This is a genomic window from Streptomyces sp. NPDC001292 (assembly GCF_042896465.1).
Lineage (GTDB): Bacteria > Actinomycetota > Actinomycetes > Streptomycetales > Streptomycetaceae > Streptomyces.
This window is the reverse complement of sequence record NZ_JBIAXG010000032.1, coordinates 63,133-81,981: the sequence shown is the minus strand read 5'-3', so window position 1 is coordinate 81,981 and position 18,849 is coordinate 63,133. Positions and strand designations below refer to the sequence as shown.

General features: G+C 70.9%; 23 protein-coding genes. 19 read left to right on the top strand and 4 right to left on the bottom strand.

Features of this window, described 5'->3' with window-relative positions:
* The first annotated feature begins 50 nt into the window (after positions 1–50).
* The 12 genes from ACFY4A_RS28945 to ACFY4A_RS28890 all read left to right on the top strand — a co-directional run bounded on the left by ACFY4A_RS28945 (position 51) and on the right by ACFY4A_RS28890 (position 9,916).
* Entirely contained in the window at positions 51–812 is a 762-nt protein-coding gene (locus ACFY4A_RS28945) for a helix-turn-helix transcriptional regulator (RefSeq protein WP_390832286.1), read from the top strand.
* Complete coding sequence (gene sufB, locus ACFY4A_RS28940) at positions 809–2,230, top strand: Fe-S cluster assembly protein SufB (protein ID WP_390832285.1); 1,422 nt, start codon at positions 809–811, stop codon at positions 2,228–2,230. The genes ACFY4A_RS28945 and sufB overlap by 4 nt, the downstream gene beginning before the upstream one ends.
* 80 nt (positions 2,231–2,310) lie before the next feature.
* A complete protein-coding gene (sufD, locus tag ACFY4A_RS28935; RefSeq protein WP_390832284.1) occupies positions 2,311–3,531 on the top strand; it encodes a Fe-S cluster assembly protein SufD in 1,221 nt (406 codons plus the stop codon).
* On the top strand, positions 3,528–3,851 hold the full coding sequence (locus tag ACFY4A_RS28930; protein WP_141362056.1) for a non-heme iron oxygenase ferredoxin subunit: 324 nt from the start codon (positions 3,528–3,530) through the stop codon (positions 3,849–3,851). Before sufD ends, ACFY4A_RS28930 begins: the two co-directional genes overlap by 4 nt.
* A 7-nt stretch (positions 3,852–3,858) precedes the next feature.
* Entirely contained in the window at positions 3,859–4,623 is a 765-nt protein-coding gene (gene sufC, locus ACFY4A_RS28925; RefSeq protein ID WP_390832283.1) for a Fe-S cluster assembly ATPase SufC, read from the top strand.
* Positions 4,620–5,876, top strand: a complete 1,257-nt coding sequence (locus ACFY4A_RS28920) for a cysteine desulfurase (RefSeq protein WP_390832282.1) — start codon at positions 4,620–4,622, stop codon at positions 5,874–5,876. The genes sufC and ACFY4A_RS28920 overlap by 4 nt, the downstream gene beginning before the upstream one ends.
* Before the next feature lie 16 nt (positions 5,877–5,892).
* On the top strand, positions 5,893–6,360 hold the full coding sequence (sufU, locus tag ACFY4A_RS28915; RefSeq protein WP_390832281.1) for a Fe-S cluster assembly sulfur transfer protein SufU: 468 nt from the start codon (positions 5,893–5,895) through the stop codon (positions 6,358–6,360).
* Positions 6,357–6,689: a metal-sulfur cluster assembly factor gene (locus ACFY4A_RS28910; protein ID WP_010039749.1), complete on the top strand. Its 333-nt coding sequence runs from the start codon at positions 6,357–6,359 to the stop codon at positions 6,687–6,689. Before sufU ends, ACFY4A_RS28910 begins: the two co-directional genes overlap by 4 nt.
* A gap of 128 nt (positions 6,690–6,817) precedes the next feature.
* Positions 6,818–7,138: a DMT family transporter gene (locus ACFY4A_RS28905; RefSeq protein ID WP_390832280.1), complete on the top strand. Its 321-nt coding sequence runs from the start codon at positions 6,818–6,820 to the stop codon at positions 7,136–7,138.
* Entirely contained in the window at positions 7,138–7,689 is a 552-nt protein-coding gene (locus ACFY4A_RS28900) for a TetR/AcrR family transcriptional regulator (protein ID WP_390832279.1), read from the top strand. Before ACFY4A_RS28905 ends, ACFY4A_RS28900 begins: the two co-directional genes overlap by 1 nt.
* A gap of 110 nt (positions 7,690–7,799) precedes the next feature.
* Positions 7,800–8,789: a 2,3,4,5-tetrahydropyridine-2,6-dicarboxylate N-succinyltransferase gene (gene dapD / locus ACFY4A_RS28895; protein ID WP_390832278.1), complete on the top strand. Its 990-nt coding sequence runs from the start codon at positions 7,800–7,802 to the stop codon at positions 8,787–8,789.
* A 377-nt stretch (positions 8,790–9,166) separates the two neighbouring features.
* Positions 9,167–9,916 (top strand): SCO4225 family membrane protein, encoded by a 750-nt coding sequence (locus tag ACFY4A_RS28890; protein WP_390832277.1) that lies wholly within the window; start codon positions 9,167–9,169, stop codon positions 9,914–9,916.
* A gap of 70 nt (positions 9,917–9,986) precedes the next feature.
* Here ACFY4A_RS28890 and dapA read toward each other — a convergent pair whose 3' ends face one another.
* On the bottom strand, positions 9,987–10,892 hold the full coding sequence (gene dapA, locus ACFY4A_RS28885; RefSeq protein ID WP_390832276.1) for a 4-hydroxy-tetrahydrodipicolinate synthase: 906 nt from the start codon (positions 10,890–10,892) through the stop codon (positions 9,987–9,989).
* Between the two features lie 154 nt (positions 10,893–11,046).
* On the opposite strand from dapA, the gene ACFY4A_RS28880 reads away from it, so the two are divergent.
* The 6 genes from ACFY4A_RS28880 (at position 11,047) to ACFY4A_RS28855 (ending at position 14,589) form a co-directional block, all read left to right on the top strand.
* A complete protein-coding gene (locus tag ACFY4A_RS28880) occupies positions 11,047–11,202 on the top strand; it encodes a hypothetical protein (protein WP_390832275.1) in 156 nt (51 codons plus the stop codon).
* Positions 11,199–11,912 (top strand): hypothetical protein, encoded by a 714-nt coding sequence (locus ACFY4A_RS28875; RefSeq protein ID WP_390832274.1) that lies wholly within the window; start codon positions 11,199–11,201, stop codon positions 11,910–11,912. Before ACFY4A_RS28880 ends, ACFY4A_RS28875 begins: the two co-directional genes overlap by 4 nt.
* Before the next feature lie 176 nt (positions 11,913–12,088).
* Positions 12,089–12,508 (top strand): phage holin family protein, encoded by a 420-nt coding sequence (locus ACFY4A_RS28870; RefSeq protein ID WP_390832309.1) that lies wholly within the window; start codon positions 12,089–12,091, stop codon positions 12,506–12,508.
* Positions 12,505–13,029, top strand: a complete 525-nt coding sequence (locus ACFY4A_RS28865; RefSeq protein WP_390832273.1) for a DUF3618 domain-containing protein — start codon at positions 12,505–12,507, stop codon at positions 13,027–13,029. Before ACFY4A_RS28870 ends, ACFY4A_RS28865 begins: the two co-directional genes overlap by 4 nt.
* Positions 13,030–13,208: 179 nt before the next feature.
* Complete coding sequence (locus ACFY4A_RS28860; protein WP_390832272.1) at positions 13,209–13,826, top strand: ArsR/SmtB family transcription factor; 618 nt, start codon at positions 13,209–13,211, stop codon at positions 13,824–13,826.
* Between the two features lie 37 nt (positions 13,827–13,863).
* Positions 13,864–14,589 carry an SRPBCC domain-containing protein gene (locus ACFY4A_RS28855; protein ID WP_390832271.1) on the top strand — a complete coding sequence of 242 codons (726 nt, stop codon included), beginning with the start codon at positions 13,864–13,866 and terminating at the stop codon, positions 14,587–14,589.
* A 34-nt stretch (positions 14,590–14,623) separates the two neighbouring features.
* On the opposite strand, the gene ACFY4A_RS28850 is transcribed toward ACFY4A_RS28855, so the two are convergent.
* A complete protein-coding gene (locus ACFY4A_RS28850; protein ID WP_390832314.1) occupies positions 14,624–14,794 on the bottom strand; it encodes a hypothetical protein in 171 nt (56 codons plus the stop codon).
* Between the two features lie 310 nt (positions 14,795–15,104).
* Between ACFY4A_RS28850 and ACFY4A_RS28845 the strand changes: the two genes are divergently transcribed.
* A complete protein-coding gene (locus tag ACFY4A_RS28845) occupies positions 15,105–16,532 on the top strand; it encodes a hypothetical protein (RefSeq protein WP_390832270.1) in 1,428 nt (475 codons plus the stop codon).
* Positions 16,533–16,854: 322 nt separating this feature from the next.
* Here ACFY4A_RS28845 and ACFY4A_RS28840 read toward each other — a convergent pair whose 3' ends face one another.
* Together ACFY4A_RS28840 and ACFY4A_RS28835 are read right to left on the bottom strand one after the other, a co-directional pair.
* Positions 16,855–17,439, bottom strand: a complete 585-nt coding sequence (locus ACFY4A_RS28840) for a TerD family protein (protein ID WP_390832269.1) — start codon at positions 17,437–17,439, stop codon at positions 16,855–16,857.
* A 47-nt stretch (positions 17,440–17,486) separates the two neighbouring features.
* The gene (locus ACFY4A_RS28835; RefSeq protein WP_390832308.1) at positions 17,487–18,701 is read right to left on the bottom strand and encodes a TerD family protein; all 1,215 of its coding nucleotides are present in this window, start codon (positions 18,699–18,701) and stop codon (positions 17,487–17,489) included.
* Positions 18,702–18,849 lie beyond the last annotated feature (148 nt).

The following is an 18,849-nucleotide window of genomic DNA, read 5'->3' as shown; positions in this document are numbered from 1 at the left end:
CGGATCAAGGCCGCTTGTCAGTCCGCGAGGAATTACGCAACAATGGCGTTGTGAAAAACGTCGGCGAGGCTCGAGAGGCCCCCACGGGGGCCCCGCAGGAGGAGTTCGCGACCGGGGAGCGCTCCACGCGCAACCGGGTCGCGCGGTCCATCCTGGACCACGGCCCGTCGACCGTCGCCGAGCTGGCCGGCCGGCTGGGGCTCACCCAGGCAGCCGTACGGCGCCACCTGGACGCCCTGGTCGCCGACGACGTGGTGGCGGCGCGGGAGCAGCGGGTGTACGGAGCGCGGACGCGCGGCCGGCCCGCCAAGGTCTTCGCGCTCACCGACTGCGGGCGGGACGCCTTCGACCAGTCGTACGACAAGCTCGCCGCGGACGCGCTCCGCTGGATCGCCGAGCGGGAGGGCGGGCCGGAGGCGGTCGCCGCCTTCGCCCGGGCCCGGATCGCCGCGCAGGCGAGCGCCTACCGCAAGGCGATCGAGGCGGTCACCCCCGACCACCGCACCGAAGCGCTGGCCAAGGCCCTGAGCGTGGACGGGTACGCTGCTACGGCGCGCAGCGCGCCCCTCCCGCAGCGGGGTGAGCAGCTCTGCCAGCACCACTGCCCGGTCGCCCACGTCGCGGAGCAGTTCCCGCAGCTGTGCGAGGCGGAGACGGAGATCTTCGCGGAGCTGCTGGGTACTCACGTCCAGCGACTGGCGACCATCGCGCACGGTGACGGCGTCTGCACGACGTTCATCCCCAAGATTTCCCAGACCGATCACCAAAGCCACAACGCATCCGCAAGCACGGCCGGGAGGAACCCCGCATGACTCTCCCCACGGAGACTGCCCACCCCGAACTCGAGGGCCTGGGCAAGTACGAATACGGCTGGGCCGACTCCGACGAGGCCGGTGCCTCTGCCAGGCGTGGTCTGAACGAGGAGGTCGTCCGCGACATCTCCGGCAAGAAGTCGGAGCCGGAGTGGATGACCAAGCTGCGCCTGAAGGGCCTGAGGCTCTTCGAGAAGAAGCCCATGCCGAACTGGGGCTCGGACCTGTCGGGGATCGACTTCGACAACATCAAGTACTTCGTGCGCTCCACGGAGAAGCAGGCGGAGTCCTGGGAGGACCTGCCCGAGGACATCAAGAACACGTACGACAAGCTCGGCATCCCCGAGGCGGAGAAGCAGCGCCTCGTCGCCGGTGTCGCGGCCCAGTACGAGTCGGAGGTCGTCTACCACCAGATCCGCGAGGACCTGGAGGAGCAGGGCGTCATCTTCCTCGACACCGACACCGCGCTGAAGGAGCACCCGGAGCTCTTCAAGGAGTACTTCGGCACGGTCATCCCCGTCGGTGACAACAAGTTCGCCTCGCTGAACACCGCCGTGTGGTCCGGCGGCTCCTTCATCTACGTCCCGCCGGGCGTCCACGTGGAGATCCCGCTCCAGGCCTACTTCCGCATCAACACGGAGAACATGGGCCAGTTCGAGCGAACCCTGATCATCGTCGACGAGGGTGCCTACGTGCACTACGTCGAGGGCTGCACCGCCCCGATCTACAAGAGCGACTCCCTGCACAGCGCGGTCGTCGAGATCATCGTCAAGAAGAACGCCCGCTGCCGCTACACGACCATCCAGAACTGGTCGAACAACGTCTACAACCTGGTCACCAAGCGCGCCGTGGCCTACGAGGGCGCGACCATGGAGTGGATCGACGGCAACATCGGCTCCAAGGTGACGATGAAGTACCCGGCCGTCTACCTGATGGGCGAGCACGCCAAGGGCGAGACCCTGTCCATCGCCTTCGCGGGTGAGGGCCAGCACCAGGACGCCGGTTCCAAGATGGTCCACATGGCGCCGAACACCTCGTCCAACATCGTCTCCAAGTCGGTGGCGCGCGGCGGCGGCCGTACGTCGTACCGCGGCCTGGTCGAGATCGGCGAGGGCGCCGCGGGCTCCAAGTCCAACGTGCTCTGCGACGCGCTGCTCGTGGACACCATCTCCCGCTCCGACACGTACCCCTACGTGGACGTCCGCGAGGACGACGTGTCCATGGGCCACGAGGCGACCGTCTCCAAGGTCTCCGAGGACCAGCTCTTCTACCTGATGAGCCGTGGCCTCTCCGAGTTCGAGGCGATGGCGATGATCGTGCGCGGCTTCGTCGAGCCGATCGCCAAGGAGCTGCCCATGGAGTACGCGCTGGAGCTCAACCGGCTGATCGAGCTGCAGATGGAGGGCGCGGTCGGCTAAGCACCGACCCGGGCCGGCGAGTCGCCGGCCCGCAGTCCCCCGTCAAGCCCATACGCAAGAAAGCGAGCATTACGACAGCCATGGCTGAGGCCCAGAACTCCCCCACCCTCGGATCCACTCGGGCGGGGGGACCCCCATCGGTGGGTTCGACGACCGCCGGCCAGATCGCGGTCGCCGCCGAGTCGACCGTCGCCACGCGCATGAGCGCGCCGCCCTCCTTCGACGTGGCGGACTTCCCGGTCCCGCACGGCCGCGAGGAGGAGTGGCGCTTCACCCCGCTGGAGCGGCTGCGCGGTCTGCACGACGGCACCGCGACCGCCACCGGCGAGGGCGTGAAGGTGGACGTCCAGGCCCCCGAGGGCGTCACCGTCGAGACCGTCGGCCGCGACGACGCGCGGCTCGGCAAGGCGGGTACCCCGGTGGACCGCGTCGCCGCCCAGGCCTACTCCGCCTTCGAGAAGGCCTCGGTCGTGAGCGTCCCCAAGGAGGCCGTCCTGACCGAGCCGATCCGCATCGCGGTGCACGGCCAGGGCGGGGTCGCCTATGGCCACCAGGTCATCGAGCTCGGGGCCTTCGCCGAGGCCGTCGTCGTCATCGACCACACCGGTGACGCGGTGCTCGCCGCCAACGTCGACTACCTGCTCGGCGACGGCGCCAAGCTGACCGTCGTCTCCATCCAGGACTGGGACGACAAGGCCGTGCACGTCGCCCAGCACAACACGCTGATCGGCCGGGACGCCTCCTTCAAGTCGGTCGTCGTCACCTTCGGCGGTGACCTCGTCCGCCTGAACCCGCGCGTGACCTACGCCGGCCCCGGCGGCGAGGCCGAGCTGTACGGCCTGTACTTCACCGACGCCGGCCAGCACCAGGAGCACCGCCTCCTGGTCACCCACAACACCCCGCACTGCAAGTCGAACGTCGCCTACAAGGGCGCCCTCCAGGGCGAAGACGCGCACGCGGTGTGGATCGGCGACGTGCTGATCGAGGCCAAGGCCGAGGGCACGGACACCTACGAGATGAACCGCAACCTGGTGCTGACCGACGGCGCCCGCGTCGACTCCGTGCCGAACCTGGAGATCGAGACCGGCGAGATCGTCGGCGCCGGCCACGCCTCCGCGACCGGCCGCTTCGACGACGAGCAGCTCTTCTACCTGATGGCCCGCGGCATCCCGGAGCAGGAGGCCCGCCGTCTGGTGGTCCGCGGCTTCTTCGCCGAGCTGGTCCAGCAGATCGGTGTCACGGACATCGAGGAGCGCCTCATCGCCAAGATCGAGGAGGAACTGGAGGCGGCGGTCGCATGAGCGGCGCATTCGTACGCGTCTGTGGGCTGAGCGAGCTGGAGGAGGACACCCCGAAGCGGGTGGAACTCGACGGCACGCCGGTCTCGGTCGTGAAGACCGAGGGGGAGGTGTTCGCCATCTACGACATCTGCTCGCACGCGAACGTCTCGCTCTCCGAGGGCGAGGTGGAGGACTGCCAGATCGAGTGCTGGCTGCACGGCTCCAGCTTCGACCTCCGCACCGGCAAGCCGTCCGGCCTTCCCGCGACGCGCCCTGTCCCCGTATACCCCGTAAAGATCGAAGGGGACGACGTGCTCGTCTCCCTCACCCAGGAGTCCTGAGGCACCCATGGCAACGCTTGAAATCCGAGACCTGCACGTCACCGTCGAGGCCGACAACGCCACGAAGGAGATCCTCAAGGGCGTCGACCTCACCGTGAAGCAGGGCGAGACGCACGCCATCATGGGCCCCAACGGCTCGGGCAAGTCGACCCTCGCCTACGCTCTGGCGGGCCACCCCAAGTACACCGTGTCCGGCGGCTCCGTCACCCTCGACGGTGAGGACGTCCTGGAGATGTCCGTCGACGAGCGCGCCCGCGCGGGCCTGTTCCTGGCGATGCAGTACCCGGTCGAGGTCCCCGGTGTCTCGGTCTCCAACTTCCTCCGCTCCTCCGCCAGCGCCATCCGCGGCGAGGCGCCGAAGCTGCGCACCTGGGTGAAGGAGGTCAAGGAGGCCATGGAGCGTCTCTCCATGGACCCGTCCTTCGCCGAGCGCAACGTGAACGAGGGCTTCTCCGGCGGTGAGAAGAAGCGGCACGAGATCCTCCAGCTGGAGCTGCTCAAGCCGAAGATCGCGATCCTCGACGAGACCGACTCCGGCCTCGACGTCGACGCCCTGCGCATCGTGTCGGAGGGCGTGAACAGGGTGCGCGAGAGCGGTCAGGTCGGCACCCTGCTGATCACCCACTACACGCGCATCCTGCGCTACATCAAGCCCGACCACGTCCACGTGTTCGCCGGCGGCCGGATCGTCGAGTCCGGCGGCGCCGCGCTCGCGGACAAGCTGGAGAACGAGGGCTACGAGGCATACGTGAAGGGTGGCGCATCCGCGTGACACAGCTGCCGGGCCTCCTCGACACAGAGGCGATCCGCAAGGACTTCCCCGTCCTGGACCGGCTGGTCCACGACGGCAGGAAGCTCGTCTACCTGGACAACGCGGCGACCTCGCAGAAACCGCGCCAGGTGCTGGACGCCCTGAGCGAGTACTACGAGCGCTACAACGCCAACGTCCACCGCGGTGTGCATGTGCTCGCCGAGGAGGCCACGGCGCTGTACGAGGGTGCGCGCGACAAGGTCGCCGCGTTCATCAACGCGCCGAGCCGCGACGAGGTGATCTTCACCAAGAACGCCTCCGAGTCGCTCAACCTCGTGGCCAACATGCTCGGCTGGGCCGAGGAGCCCTACCGGGTGGACCACGAGACCGAGATCGTCATCACGGAGATGGAGCACCACTCCAACATCGTTCCCTGGCAGCTGCTGGCGCAGCGCACGGGCGCGAAGCTGAAGTGGTTCGGCCTCACCGACGACGGCCGCCTCGACCTGTCGAACATCGACGAGATCATCACCGAGAAGACGAAGATCGTCTCCTTCGTGCTGGTGTCCAACATCCTCGGCACCGTGAACCCGGTCGAGGCGATAGTGCGCCGCGCGCAGGAGGTCGGCGCGCTGGTGTGCGTCGACGCCTCGCAGGCGGCGCCGCACATGCCGCTGGACGTACAGGCCCTCCAGGCCGACTTCGTGGCCTTCACCGGCCACAAGATGTGCGGCCCGACCGGCATCGGCGTGCTCTGGGGCCGCCAGGAGCTGCTGGAGGACCTGCCTCCGTTCCTCGGCGGCGGCGAGATGATCGAGACGGTGTCGATGCACTCGTCGACGTACGCCCCCGCCCCGCACAAGTTCGAGGCGGGCACGCCGCCGATCGCCCAGGCGGTCGGTCTGGGCGCGGCGATCGACTACCTGAACACGATCGGGATGGACAAGGTCCTCGCCCACGAGCACGCGCTCACCGAGTACGCGGTGCGGCGGCTGACGGAGGTCCCCGATCTGAGGATCATCGGCCCGACCACGGCCGAGGACCGGGGCGCGGCGATCTCCTTCACGCTCGGTGACATACACCCGCACGACGTGGGCCAGGTCCTCGACGAGCAGGGCATCGCGGTGCGCGTGGGCCACCACTGCGCGCGGCCGGTGTGCCTGCGGTACGGAATTCCTGCGACCACGCGAGCGTCGTTCTATCTGTACTCCACGCCGGCCGAGATCGACGCTCTGGTCGACGGCCTGGAGCACGTACGGAACTTCTTCGGCTGACGGGACGAGCGATCGGATGAAGCTGGACTCGATGTACCAGGAAGTCATCCTGGACCACTACAAGAACCCGCACGGGCGTGGTCTGAGGGATGGCGACGCCGAGGTGCACCATGTGAACCCGACCTGCGGCGACGAGATCACCCTCCGCGTGAAGTACGACGGCACGACGATCAAGGACGTCTCGTACGAGGGCCAGGGCTGCTCGATCAGCCAGGCCTCGGCCTCCGTGCTGAACGAACTGCTCGTCGGCAGGGAGCTGGCCGAGGCGCAGAAGATCCAGGAGACCTTCCTGGAGCTGATGCAGTCCAAGGGCCGGATCGAGCCCGACGACGCGATGGAGGACGTTCTGGAGGACGCGGTGGCGTTCGCCGGGGTGTCCAAGTACCCGGCCCGGGTCAAGTGCGCCCTGTTGAGCTGGATGGCCTGGAAGGACGCGACGGCCCAGGCGCTGGGCGGCGCCGACGCCGAAAGGAAGACCGCATGAGCGAGACCGTGGAGATGAAGCCGGCCTCGGAGGAGGAGCTCCGTGAGGCCCTGATGGACGTCGTCGACCCCGAGCTGGGCATCGACGTCGTCAACCTCGGCCTGATCTACGGCATCCACGTCGACGAGTCGAACATCGCGACCGTCGACATGACCCTGACGTCCGCGGCCTGCCCGCTCACCGACGTCATCGAGGACCAGGCCAAGTCCGCCACGGACGGCCTCGTCAACGAGCTGCGCATCAACTGGGTCTGGATGCCGCCGTGGGGCCCCGACAAGATCACTGACGACGGCCGCGAGCAGCTGCGGGCGCTCGGCTTCAACGTCTGAGATCCACGAGCGGAACGCCGAACGGCGAGGTCCTCCGGGACCTCGCCGTTCGGCGTTCCGCTCGCCATGACGACGCCGCGTCCCTTCGATGTGTACGGTCGTACACATCGGCGGATACGCTCGCCCCCATGGGATACGTGATGCTCGTCGGCGCCATCGCCGCGGAAGTCGCGGCCACGACGGCCATGAAGTACAGCGACGGCTTCAGCAGGTTCGGACCCTCGCTGGTGACCGTCGTCGGGTACGTCCTCTCCTTCGTGCTGCTCGCCCAGACCCTGCGGACCGTGGGCATCGGCACGGCCTACGCGATCTGGTCCGGCATCGGCACCGCGGCCGTCGCCGCGCTCGGTCTGGTGCTGTTCGGGGAGGGGCTGAGCCTCGCCAAGGTCGCCGGGATCGTAATGATCATCGGCGGCGTGGTCGTCCTCAGCCTGGGCGGGGCCCACTGATGCCCCGGCGGCACGACCCCGAGCGGCGGCAGCGGATCATCGACGCGGCGCTCCGCGTGGTGGGCGCCAAGGGCCTGGCCGGGCTGAGCCACCGCACGGTGGCCGCGGAGGCGGACGTACCGCTGGGCTCCACCACGTACCACTTCCGTACGCTGGACGAGCTGATGGTCGCGGCCCTCGGGCAGGCCGGCGACGGCTTCGCCAAGGTGATCGCCGCGCGCGGCGGTCTTGACGACCCGCGTACCGGCCTCGCGGAGGCGCTCGCGGGCTGGATGGGGGAGTGGCTGTCCGGTGACCGCACCGGTGTCGAGCTGGAGTACGAGCTGTACCTCGCCGCCCTGCGCCGCCCCGCGCTCCGTCCCGTCGCCGCCGAGTGGGCCGCGGACGTCGCAGCCCTGCTCTCCCGCCGCACCGACCCGACCACCGCCCGCGCACTGGTGGCTTTGATGGACGGCATCTGCCTCCAAGTGCTGCTGACCGGAACCCCGTACGACGAGAACTACGCGCGCGAGATGCTGACGCGGATGATCCCGCCGTCCGCGGACGCCTGACCCCGCGGCGCACCCGCCACGCCGCCTCCCGCGCGGGCCCCTGACCGGCACATGAGACGTCCACCGCACCGGTTCGCCGGTGCGCGCCGCCTCGCGTTAGGTTTCCTTCCATGACCGACACGACTGCTCCCCGCACCACCGGCGCCATGGCCGCCGGACTCGCCACGATCGCCGCCGACGGCACCGTTCTCGACACCTGGTTCCCCGTCCCCGAGCTGACGGACCAGCCCGGCCCGGCCGGCAGTGAGCGGCTGTCCGCCGAGCGGGCCGCGGAGCTGCTCGGCGACGGCGCCACCGCGGCGATCGGCGTGGACGCGCGCCGGGGCGTCGAGGTGGTCGCGGTCCGCACGGTCATCGCCTCGCTCGACGAGAAGCCGATCGACGCGCACGACGTCTACCTGCGCCTGCACCTGCTCTCGCACCGGCTGGTCAAGCCGCACGGGCTGAACCTGGACGGCACCTTCGGCTTCCTCGCCAACGTCGCCTGGACCTCGCTCGGCCCGGTCGCCGTCGACACGATCGAGAAGGTGCGGCTCAACGCCCGCGCGGAGGGCCTGTACCTCCAGGTGACCTCGATCGACAAGTTCCCGCGCATGACCGACTACGTCGTCCCGAAGGGCGTCCGCATCGCCGACGCCGACCGGGTGCGGCTCGGCGCGCACCTCGCCGAGGGCACCACCGTGATGCACGAGGGCTTCGTGAACTTCAACGCGGGCACCCTCGGCACCTCCATGGTCGAGGGCCGTATCTCCGCGGGCGTCGTGGTCGGCGACGGCTCCGACATCGGCGGCGGCGCCTCCACCATGGGCACGCTCTCCGGCGGCGGCAACGTGATCATCGCCATCGGCGAGCGCTGCCTGGTCGGCGCCGAGGCGGGCGTGGGCATCGCGCTCGGCGACGAGTGCGTGGTCGAGGCCGGTCTGTACGTCACCGCCGGCACCCGCGTGACGATGCCCGACGGACAGATCGTCAAGGCGCGCGAGCTGTCCGGCGCCTCCAACATCCTCTTCCGCCGCAACTCGGTCACCGGAGCCGTCGAGGCCCGCCCGAACAACGCGGTCTGGGGCGGCCTGAACGAGATCCTGCACAGCCACAACTGACCATCGGCGGCCGTGACCTGCGGCCACCTCATCGATCAAAGCTCTGACCTGCTGCTGAGCTGTCGGCAGTTGTCGACGTTGGTCACCATCGAGCGCCCTTCCGCGGCCCCAGGCGGCCCGGGAGGGCGCTCATGCGTGAGCACCGCTTCAGGAGTTCGATCGCGGTGGGCGGCCGCCTGCCGTCACACCGCTGCGACGGGCGCGTCCCGGACCTCCTCCGACCGCCTCGATCCGCCGTCGTCCGGCGACGTTGATGCCGAAGCTCTGCCGTCTTCTGCAACCCCCATGCAGGGATGAGTACTCGTACTCATCCCTGAGCGGGTTCCCCGGTTCATTGTTGACCCCACCCAACCCGGACCGATCCGAAGGAACCCGTGATGTCGAATGCCTCCCGCCCGCGCCGCCTGCGCCAACTCCTCGCGCTCGCCACGGGCAATTGGCTCGCCAGGGGCTATCTGGCTGTCTTCGCCGTATCCGTCCTGGCCATGTTCCTCTTCCCGGAGAGCGGCGTCGCTTCGAGCCCCCTGCTGCTCACGGCACCCCTCTCCCTCCTGGCCATGGTCCTCCCCTTGGGTCCGGGCACTGGGGGCGGCGGGGTGGTCGAGGCGCTGGCCATCGGCTCCTGGGTCGTATGGCTCCTCCTGTGCGTCTTCGTGAACGCCGCCGTGCTCGGCGCCCTCCTCACGAGATCCGCGACCGTCGCACCAACCGGCGTGCGGGAGTCCGTCCCACGTGTTGCGGCCCCTTCCGAGCGGGAGGGAAAGGATATGGCGCGTCCTGCGAGCCGGCGCTCGCAAAGGACTCGGGCCTTGCTGGCGCCCGCGGTGGACAACTGGCTCGCGCGCGGGTATCTGGCCGTGGCCGCGGCGTCGCTGGGGTTCTTCCTGTATGCCGCGTACCTGCTGCCGGACCCGGGGTTCGCGGGGATCTGGCCGCTCATGACGACGGCGCCGCTCAGCATCGTCGCCCTTCTGGCGGCGTCGCCCGCCGAGTGGGCCTCCTCGCCCGACTGGCTGAGCCCGTTGGTCTTCTCCGTCGGCGCGGCCCTGTCCGGGCTGTTCAACGCTGTGCTGCTCGGCCTGCTGGCGCGCAGGCTGCGGGCGGGGGATGCGCGCCCGGCCGCCTGAAGGAGGCGCCGCGTCAGCTGCCCGAGGCCAGGGCGTGATGTCACGTCACGGTGCGGCGCGTGCGTGGGGATCACCCCGCCCGCAGGTGTTCGTAAGCCGCCCGCAGCCCGTCGGTCGTCTCCAGGCCGGCCGGCCGCAGGGGTGCGCGGACCGGGCCCGCGGGCAGGTCCAGGTCGTTCAGCAGGGCCTTGACGGTGACCGTGCCGGGCAGGCCGGCGGACATCGTCGACTCGATCAGCTCGGTGGCCCGCTGCTGGAGCCGGGCGGCCCGGGCGGTGTCGCCCGCGTCGAACGCGTCCAGGATCGAGCGCAGTTGGCGCGGGACGAGGTTGGCGACCGTGCTGACGTATCCGGCACCGCCCACCGCGTACAGCGCGAGGATGTGCTCGTCGCAGCCCGCGTAGTACGCCAACTCGGTGCGGGCCAGCACCTTCTGGGCGCCGAGGAAGTCGTAGGAGCAGTCCTTGACCGCCACGATGCGGGGGTGCGTGGCCAGCCGCAGCATGGTGTCCGGCTCGATGCGCGTGCCGGTGCGGCCGGGGATGTCGTAGAGCATCACCGGCAGCCCGGAGGCGTCCGCCACCGTGCGGAAGTGCTCCTCCACGGCGTCCTGCGGCGGCCTGCTGTAGTACGGCGTCACCACCAGCACCCCGTCAGCGCCCGCCTTCTCGGCCGCCAGCGCCAGTTCGACGGTGTGCCGGGTGTCGGCGGTGCCCACGCCCGCGACGATCGAGGCGCGCTTTCCGACCGCCTCGCGCACGGCCCGGACCAGCGCCGACTTCTCCGCGTCCGTCGTGGTCGGCGACTCGCCCGTCGTACCGCTGAGCACGAGACCGTCACACCCCTCGGTCACCAGGCGGTCGGCGAGCCGCTGCGCGCCGTCGAGGTCGAGCGCGCCCGAGGCGGTGAAGGGCGTGATCATGGCGCACAGGGCGCGGCCGAAGGGAGGGGCGGGAGTGGTGGTGGTCGTCGTCATGGAAGCAGTGTCGACAGGCCGACCGTGAAGCTCCACTTAATTCTTCTACCAGGTATCGATAAGCGATGCTGGACCGACGGTGCCCTGTGTCCAAGTCGGCCGTCATGCGTCACCATGGGCAGGAGGTCACCGACGCGCAGGCACGGGAGGCGCCATGAAGCTCGGCAAGGCACTGGCCACCGGAGTCGCGGAGGAACGGTCGCCGGTCCGCGAGGAGGAGGCTGAACTCCCCGAGGCGGTCCAGGAGATCCGGCAGAACCAGGAACCGCAGGCCGCCGCCAGGCCCGAAGAGGCTCCGGCCGCCCGATGAGGCTGCGGCTGCCCGCGGAACGCCCGACGGAGCCGCCGACCGGATACAAGATCGCCCACCCGGTGCTGTCGCACGACGGCACCCGGGCCCGCTTCACCGGTGTGTCGCTCGGCGGCGCGCTGCCATACGGCGTCGTCGCGGACGCGGCCTGCGTCTACGGCCGCCGGCACCGGCCACCGGCCCGCCTGTGCGACTGCGGCTTCCACTGTGTGCACGAACGTGCCGCCGCCGAGGCCCTGCTGTGCACGGCCGAGCATCGCGGAGCCGTCCTGCTGGAGGTCTCCGTTCTCGGCGCCTACGTCCGCTACGAGCGCGGTTTCCGCTACGCCCGCCAGCGGGTGCGCACGGCGACGGCTGGCCCGTGCGCGTGCGGCGCGCCCGCCTCCGCCCTGGCCGACGCGGGCTGGGGCAGGCCCGGGTGGCAGGGGCTGACCGCCGTCTGCGCGGGCTGCCTGCGCGGCCGTGCCTCCGTGACGTTCGCCGGCTTCGCCCGGCTGGCCGGGGAGGGACTGCGGGTCGTGGCGGGCGGCGGCGGGCCGGCACCGGTCGCCGCGGCGGTCGCCGCATCCGGGCCGCTCGCCGGGCACGATGGGCTGGGGGTGCCCGAACTCGTCGCGGAGGCCGCCCTGTTGCAGGCGCGCCTTGACTGGTTCCAGACCCAGCTGGCCCGGCTCGGCGAGGGCGGGCCCGGTGGTCGGGGCCATGGGTAGTCGGAGAGGTCCCGGGGTACCCGGATGGTCCGGACCGAGAGGAGGCGGACACCGTGACCGGGACGATCGATGTGAGGCCCGCGCCCGACCAGCGCCGCCCAGTGCGCGACCGCTCGGCGGGCGACCGTTCACCGGCTGAACGTCCGGTGGCCGAACGACTGCCGGCCGAACCCTCGGTGGACGACCGTTCACCGGCTGTGCCTTCGGCGGGCGAGCACTCGGTGGGTGAACTCGTCCACCGCGCCACCGAGCAGCTCTCCCAGCTCGCACGGCAGGAAATGGCCCTGGCCAAGCTGGAGCTGACCGAGAAGGGACGCCGCATGGGACGCGGCGGCAGACTGCTCGGCGCGGCGGGCGCAGTCGGCTATGTCGGGCTGATCGCGCTCGCCGGCACGGCCACCGCCGCCCTCTCGCTGGCGCTGCCCGTGTGGGCCGCGGCGCTCATCGTGACGGCCGTGCTGTTCGCGGTCGCGGGCGTGCTGGCCCTCGTCGGCCGCGCCCAACTGCGCCGTGCCGCACCGCCCAGGCCGCAGGAGGCGCTCGGCAGCGTCAAGGCGGACATCGAGACGATCAAGGAAAGGGCACACCACCGATGACGGACAGGGCACAGGGGGACGGCGGCGCCACTCCACCGGCGGGCGCGAAGGGCCCCGATGAGCTGAGGCGGCAGATCGAACAGACGAGGAGTCAACTTGGCGAAACTGTCGAGGAGTTGGCTGCCAAGGCAGATGTGAAGGGCAGGGCGAGGGCCCGCGCGGCCGACCTGATGGACAAGGCGGGCGCCCTGACGGTGCAGCTGCGCAGCTCGGCCACGCACGCCGGCCATCTCGTCCAGGAGAAGGCCACCCACGCCGGCCACCGGACCCAGGAGGGGGCGAGCCGGACCCGGCACACCGTCCAGGAGCGGGCCTCGCGGGCGGGGCACACGGTTCAGGAACGGGCCGTACGCGCCGGGCACACGGTCCAGGAGCAGGCGTCCCGGGCCGGGCACTCGCCCCCAGTGAGCAACGTGGTCGAGGCGTACCGCCGCAATCCCCGCCCGCTGGTCATCGCGCTCGCGGCGGGCGCGGCGCTGGTCGCGGCGGCACTGCTGATCCGGCGCAGCCGCCGCCGCTGAGGCCGTCCGGTCCGGAACGCGAAACCGGGAACACGGCCACCGGGACCACCGGCTTCCTGAAGGCCGCCCCCACCCGAGAGGTGGGGGCGGTCTTTCCGTGTGCCGACACACCGACGCACCGGCTCACCGAACATTCAGATCGTCTGGACAAAAAAACTTTTCGGTGAGAGGGTGAGCCCATGCTGGACGTCACCGTGATCGAGGACCCCGAGGCCGCAGCCGTCTCCCTGGACCCCATAAGGGCCAGGCTGCTCGCCGAGCTCGCGGCCGGCCCGGCCTCGGCAGCCATGCTGGCCGGCGCGGTCGGCCTGCCCCGGCAGAAGGTGAACTACCACCTCAAGGCGCTGGAGCGGCACGGACTGGTCGAGCTGGCCGGCGAGCGCCGCAAGGGCAATGTCACCGAGCGGTTGATGCGCGCGACCGCCGCCTCGTACGTCATCTCCCCGCTGGCCCTGGCCTCCGTGCAGCCCGATCCGGACCGCTTCCGCGACCAGCTCTCCGCGCGTTGGCTGCTCGCCCTCGGCGCCCGGCTGGTGCGTGACGTCGGCTCGCTGATCACCGGCGCGGCCAAGGCCCGCAAGCGGCTGGCGACGTACGCGCTGGACGGCGAGGTCCGCTTCGCCTCGGCCGCCGACCGGGCCGCGTTCGTCGAGGAGCTGACGGCCGGCGTCACCGCCCTGATCCGCAAGTACGACGCCCCGGATGTGGAGGGCGGACGCGACCACCGGATCGTCGTCGCCTTTCACCCGGCGGTCAAGGAGCAGGCCGCGCCCGCCGTGGAACCCGACGCCCAGTAACCCCCCGATCCAGACTGTCACCGAGCAGGAGCCCGTCATGTCCAAGGAATTCGAGATCGTCCGTGAGTTCGAGGTCGACGCCACCCCCCAGGAGGTGTGGGAGGCGATCACGACCGGTACCGGTGGATACCTGTGGCCGATGGAGCCGCCGGAGCCCCGGGTGGGCGGCGCCGGACCCTTCGGGTCCACGGTCACCGCCTGGGACCCGCCGCACCGCTACACCAACCGCAGCGAGAACGTCGGGATCCCGGTCCAGTCGCTCAACCAGCTCGACCACACCATCGAACCGCGCGACGGCGGCCGCCGCGCCTGGGTGCGGTACGTGCACAGCGGCGTCTTCACCGACGACTGGGACAACCAGTACGACGGCGCGAACAAGCACACCGACTTCTATATGCACACCCTGCGCGAGTACCTGACGCACTTCGCGCCGCGCCCGGTGGCCTTCGCGACCCTGGACGGCCCGGAGGCGTCCACCGCCCCCGGCGCCTTCACGGCCGTGGGCCGGGCCCTCGGGCTCACCGACGACACGGCCACGGGCGCACGCGTGTCCGTCCAAGGGCCCCGGACGTTCGAGGCCGTACTCGACTACCGCACCCCGTACTTCATCGGGCTGCGCACCGACGACGCCCTCATCCGCCTCTTCGGCCGCAACCACTGGGGCGCCCCGGTCGGCGTCAGCGTGCACGACTTCGCGCCGGACGCCGACGCCAAGGCCAACGAACTGGCCTGGCGGGAATGGCTGGACGGGGTCTGCGCCTGACGGCCGCCGACCCCGTCCTCAGGACGCGCGGGTGTTACGGGTGGAACCGCAGCACCTGCGGGTCGTGGTCGCTGGTCTGGTCGTGGAACTCCGCGTTGACGTGCACGTCCGCGTGCGCGGGAGAGGTGAGGACGACGGCGGACGCCGCGGAGCGGACGGCGGCGATGGTCAGCGCGGCGAGACGCGCGGAGGACTTGCTGGGCAAGGTGGATCCCTTCGGGCACGACGGAGCGCGGCGACGGGATGCGACGCAAAACGCGGACGCGACCGGAGGCGCACGGGTCCACGCGCAAAAGAGCGTGACGGGAATGCCTGCCTCCGCATTTCTACGCGCGTCAATCTCCTGTGCGGCCCGGCCGGTTGTCAAGGTTTCGGCCATGTACGGAGGATGACGGAAAGGTGAACCGGGCGGGACGGGGCGAAATCCGTCTAGGCTGAGCGTTTGAGTCGTCAGGCTTACCGGCCCGTGGGCTACCCACCCTCCGGGCCCCAGGTCCGCTAGGAGAAACCAGCCGATGTCAGACAGGTCCTCGTTCCCACCGGTGCGGCTCGCCTCCGAACCGGAGTTGGCCCGGGACGCGCTCGCCACACCGCTGCTGTCCCGCGCCGCGCGGCTCGCGCGCTGGGCCGGAGACGGGACACGGGTCGACGCCGACGGCGGGCTGGCAGAGGAGCAACTGCCCGCCGCGGCCGAGGTGCTCGGCCTGAGCGGGGACGACGCGGCGGCCGGGGCGAGCGAGGCCTGGCGGGTCGCCCTGGACACCGGGCTCGTCCGGATCGTCGACGAGGACGAGGGTGCCGTCGCGCCCGGCCCGGACCTGGGCCGGCTGACCGGCGGCTCGCCGCACGACGTGCTCATGGTGTGGTCGAACGCCCTCGAGCTCGTGCTGGCCGACGCGAGCGTGCCCGACCTGGACGCGCCGGCCGAAGCGGAGGGCCGGGGCGGCGCGATCGACCTCTCCGGACTGGACTGGGACCCCGAGGCGGAGGCGGAGTTCCTCGACGGGGTGCTCGCCAACCTCTACCGGCTGACGGCCGGCGCGGACGGGTCCGGCGGCGGTCCGGTGCCGCTGCCCGTGCTCGCCGCCTCCATGATCGTGCCCAGCGACATGGGGGAGCCCACCAACGACATACTGGAGCAGGTCTCCGAGGCGATGATGCGGCTGGACGAACGGTTCCGGCTGCTGCAACCGACGGGACTGGTCGAGTACCGGCCGGTGGACGAGGAGTTGATGGCGGAGGCCGAGAACGAGCCGTCGACGCCGGTCGAGGAGGTGGACGTCGCTCGCTACGGGATGGTGCGGCTGACCCCGCTCGGACTGCACGGGCTGCGGACCCGGCTGCTGGAGGCCGGCTGCCGGGCGCCGGTGATCGGCGAGTTCGCGGACAAGGGCGCCGATGCGCTGCTCGACGGCACCGCCGGGTTTCCCCCAGCGGCCACGCACGCGGAGACGGAGCAGTGGCTGGCGAGCCGTGAACCGCTGTCCGCCGCACGGGAGTTGCTCGCCGCGGCACGCGGCACGGACGCGGGTGCGCCGCTGCGGCGGCTGCGCTGCCAGCAGGCGCTGTCCCTGGTCGGCGCGGAGGCCGAACCGGCGCTGCGGGAGGTGCTCGACGACGCCGAACTGGGCGGGCTGGCCCGGGTCTGGCTGACCGAGCGCGGCCTGGCCGACGTGCCGGCGCCGTCCCAGGAGATGGTCTTCTGGCTGACCGTCGACACGGTGGCGGCGCAACTGGCGGCCGAGGGCGACTCCGAGGAACTGCACGCCCTCGTCGAGGGGCTCGCCGAGCAGCACAGCGGCTTCTTCGCGGCGGCCTGGCGGGTGGACCACCCGCAGACGGCGGACGTGCTGGAGGCGATGGGACGGCTGCACCCGGACAAGAAGACCGCCAAGGAAGCGCGCAAGGCGGCTTTCAAGGCCCGCTCCGCGCACGGCGGTTGAGCGGCGGATCCGGGCACGCGGCACTCATGCCTTTCGTTTGGACCGGGCCGGATCGGGGAGTGGGGTCTGGTGCTGGGGGAGCGGTGCCAGGGCCCGCGAGCCCGGCGTGATCCAAACGAAAGGCCCTAGGGGCGCCGGAGGCGGGGGAACGCGGCGCGTTCGGCGGCCGCGCGCGGCGGAGCGTACGCCCGCGCGGCCGCGGGCCCCGGTCGGGGCGGCGACCGTCTCCCCGCCGCGTGGGTGCGGGTGCCGCGGTCATGGACCGGCCGCGACCCGCGCCCATCGTGCGGGCCGCGGCCGGTCGGTCACGTGCCGCGTTTCGTCACTTGCTGACGGCGAAGCGCATCAGGGCGTGCTCGTCGCCCTGCTTGACCTTCCCCGTCTCATTGATCACCTCGAGCTTCCAGGAGCCGCCGACCCGGACGGCCTTGGCCACGGCGCAGCCGTTGTCCTGGGTGAGCAGGCTCGGCCAGATGTCGGCCACCTGCTGGGAGGTGCCCCCGGTCGCGTCGTAGACCTTGAAGCTGATGTTGCGCGCCTTCTGGAAGGAGCTTCCCTTCTTGAACGCCGCGGCGATGAACACGATCGAGGTGATGTTCTGCGGTATCCGGGCGAACTCGACCGTCACCGTCTCGTCGTCGCCGTCCCCCCGGCCGGTCTGGTTGTCGCCGCTGTGCAGCAGCGAGCCGTTGCCCATGGGGTCCAGCGAGTCCAGGCCCGCCAGGCGTACCGGCTCCACACCCTGCATCGCGACGGCGATCAGGTCGAGGTCGGTGCCCATCTTGCGGCGGAGCACGCCCATCACCCCGCCGGCGGTGCCCCCGGTGGGGTCCCAGGACACGCCGATGGACATGTGGGTCACCCCGTCCAGGTCCGCCGGGCCGTCTTCTTTCGTCAGCGTGATCATGTGTGGTTCATCCTCTGGTGAAGTGACTGCGACAGGCGAATTCTGTCCTACAGCGCCTGTGCCGCGGGCTTCACCATGTTCCGTACGGTGCGGGCCTTGACGAAGTCGCCCATGGCCGTCATCTCCCACTCGCCGGTGAACTGACGGATGAGCTTGGCCATCATCACACCGGTCTGCGGCTGGGCGTGGGTGAGGTCGAAGCGGGCCAGCTCCTCCTCGGTGGTGGCGTCCACCAGACGGCAGTAGGCCTTGGCGACCTCGGTGAACTTCTGGCCCGAGAAGGAGTTCACGGTGAACACCAGGCCGGTCACCTCCTGGGGCAGACGCCCGAGGTCGACCACGATCACCTCGTCGTCGCCCGCGCCCTCGCCGGTGAGGTTGTCGCCGGAGTGCTTCACGGCGCCGTTCAGGATGGTGAGCCTGCCGAAGTAGCAGCTGTCGATGTGGTTGCGCTGCGGGCCGTAGGCGATGACCGAGGCGTCCAGGTCGATGTCGGCGCCGCGATACGCCGGTTCCCAGCCGAGGCCCATCTTGACCCGGGCGAGCAGCGGACGGCCGCCCTTGACCAGGGACACGGTCTGGTTCTTCTGGAGGCTGACCCGGCCCTTGTCCAGGTTGACCTTCCCGGCGCCGGGAGCGGGGACGGCGGCCGGTGGAGCCGGGGGCGGCGGAGGGGCGGCAGGCGACTGCGCGGCGGGCGCCGGGGGCGGTGGGGTGAGCGGCTGGGGCGGGACGGCCGGCTGCGGCGGGGCCACCGGGGCGGGGGCCGGTTCCTCCACCGTCACGCCGAAGTCGGTGGCGATGCCCGCGAGTCCGTCGGCGTACCCCTGGCCGACGGCCCGCGCCTTCCACTTGCCGCCCCGCAGATAGATCTCCACGACCACCAGCGCCGTCTCGGTGCCGAGCCGCGGCGGGGTGAACGTGGCCAGTACCGAACCGTCGTCCGCGTCGCGGATGGTGGCGGTGGGCTCGATGCCCTGGAAGGTCTGCCCGGCGGCGTCCGGGCTGGCGGTGACCACGATCTTCTCGATGCCCGGCGGCACCGCGACGGTGTCCACGGTGATCGCGTCGGGCGCGCTGCCGCCGCCCGAACGGTAGGTCACGCCCGGCCCGGACGGCTGGTTGTAGAAGATGAAGTCGTCGTCCGAGCGCACCTTGCCGTCGGCGGTGAGCAGCAGGCCCGATACGTCCAGCCGCACCGGAGCGGCGACGTCCACCGTCACACGCGCGGCGGCCAGAGGGATGTTCGAGCCGGGGGTCATAGCTGTCATGTGGGAGGTAACGATCGAGGGCGCTTTACCGTTCCCTTACCTGGCAAACGGGTGAAGCGCCCTCGTGGGCCGGGGCCACTACCGGGAATCACCGGCAGCCGGTGGGTGCGACGCGGAGCGTCGCCGGATCGTTCCAGCG

Bases quoted from the DNA above. Each gene is read 5' to 3' on its own strand.
- ACFY4A_RS28860 (WP_390832272.1), top strand. From the start codon at position 13,209: ATGCTGGACGTCACCGTGATCGAGGACCCCGAGGCCGCAGCCGTCTCC.
- ACFY4A_RS28905 (WP_390832280.1), top strand. From the start codon at position 6,818: ATGGGATACGTGATGCTCGTCGGCGCCATCGCCGCGGAAGTCGCGGCC.
- sufD (WP_390832284.1), top strand. From the start codon at position 2,311: ATGGCTGAGGCCCAGAACTCCCCCACCCTCGGATCCACTCGGGCGGGG.
- sufU (WP_390832281.1), top strand. From the start codon at position 5,893: ATGAAGCTGGACTCGATGTACCAGGAAGTCATCCTGGACCACTACAAG.
- ACFY4A_RS28845 (WP_390832270.1), top strand. From the start codon at position 15,105: ATGTCAGACAGGTCCTCGTTCCCACCGGTGCGGCTCGCCTCCGAACCG.
- dapD (WP_390832278.1), top strand. From the start codon at position 7,800: ATGACCGACACGACTGCTCCCCGCACCACCGGCGCCATGGCCGCCGGA.
- ACFY4A_RS28855 (WP_390832271.1), top strand. From the start codon at position 13,864: ATGTCCAAGGAATTCGAGATCGTCCGTGAGTTCGAGGTCGACGCCACC.
- dapA (WP_390832276.1), bottom strand. From the start codon at position 10,892: ATGACGACGACCACCACCACTCCCGCCCCTCCCTTCGGCCGCGCCCTG.
- ACFY4A_RS28865 (WP_390832273.1), top strand. From the start codon at position 12,505: ATGACGGACAGGGCACAGGGGGACGGCGGCGCCACTCCACCGGCGGGC.
- ACFY4A_RS28875 (WP_390832274.1), top strand. From the start codon at position 11,199: ATGAGGCTGCGGCTGCCCGCGGAACGCCCGACGGAGCCGCCGACCGGA.
- ACFY4A_RS28890 (WP_390832277.1), top strand. From the start codon at position 9,167: ATGTCGAATGCCTCCCGCCCGCGCCGCCTGCGCCAACTCCTCGCGCTC.
- ACFY4A_RS28930 (WP_141362056.1), top strand. From the start codon at position 3,528: ATGAGCGGCGCATTCGTACGCGTCTGTGGGCTGAGCGAGCTGGAGGAG.
- ACFY4A_RS28835 (WP_390832308.1), bottom strand. From the start codon at position 18,701: ATGACCCCCGGCTCGAACATCCCTCTGGCCGCCGCGCGTGTGACGGTG.
- ACFY4A_RS28900 (WP_390832279.1), top strand. From the start codon at position 7,138: ATGCCCCGGCGGCACGACCCCGAGCGGCGGCAGCGGATCATCGACGCG.
- ACFY4A_RS28840 (WP_390832269.1), bottom strand. From the start codon at position 17,439: ATGATCACGCTGACGAAAGAAGACGGCCCGGCGGACCTGGACGGGGTG.
- ACFY4A_RS28910 (WP_010039749.1), top strand. From the start codon at position 6,357: ATGAGCGAGACCGTGGAGATGAAGCCGGCCTCGGAGGAGGAGCTCCGT.
- ACFY4A_RS28880 (WP_390832275.1), top strand. From the start codon at position 11,047: ATGAAGCTCGGCAAGGCACTGGCCACCGGAGTCGCGGAGGAACGGTCG.
- sufB (WP_390832285.1), top strand. From the start codon at position 809: ATGACTCTCCCCACGGAGACTGCCCACCCCGAACTCGAGGGCCTGGGC.
- sufC (WP_390832283.1), top strand. From the start codon at position 3,859: ATGGCAACGCTTGAAATCCGAGACCTGCACGTCACCGTCGAGGCCGAC.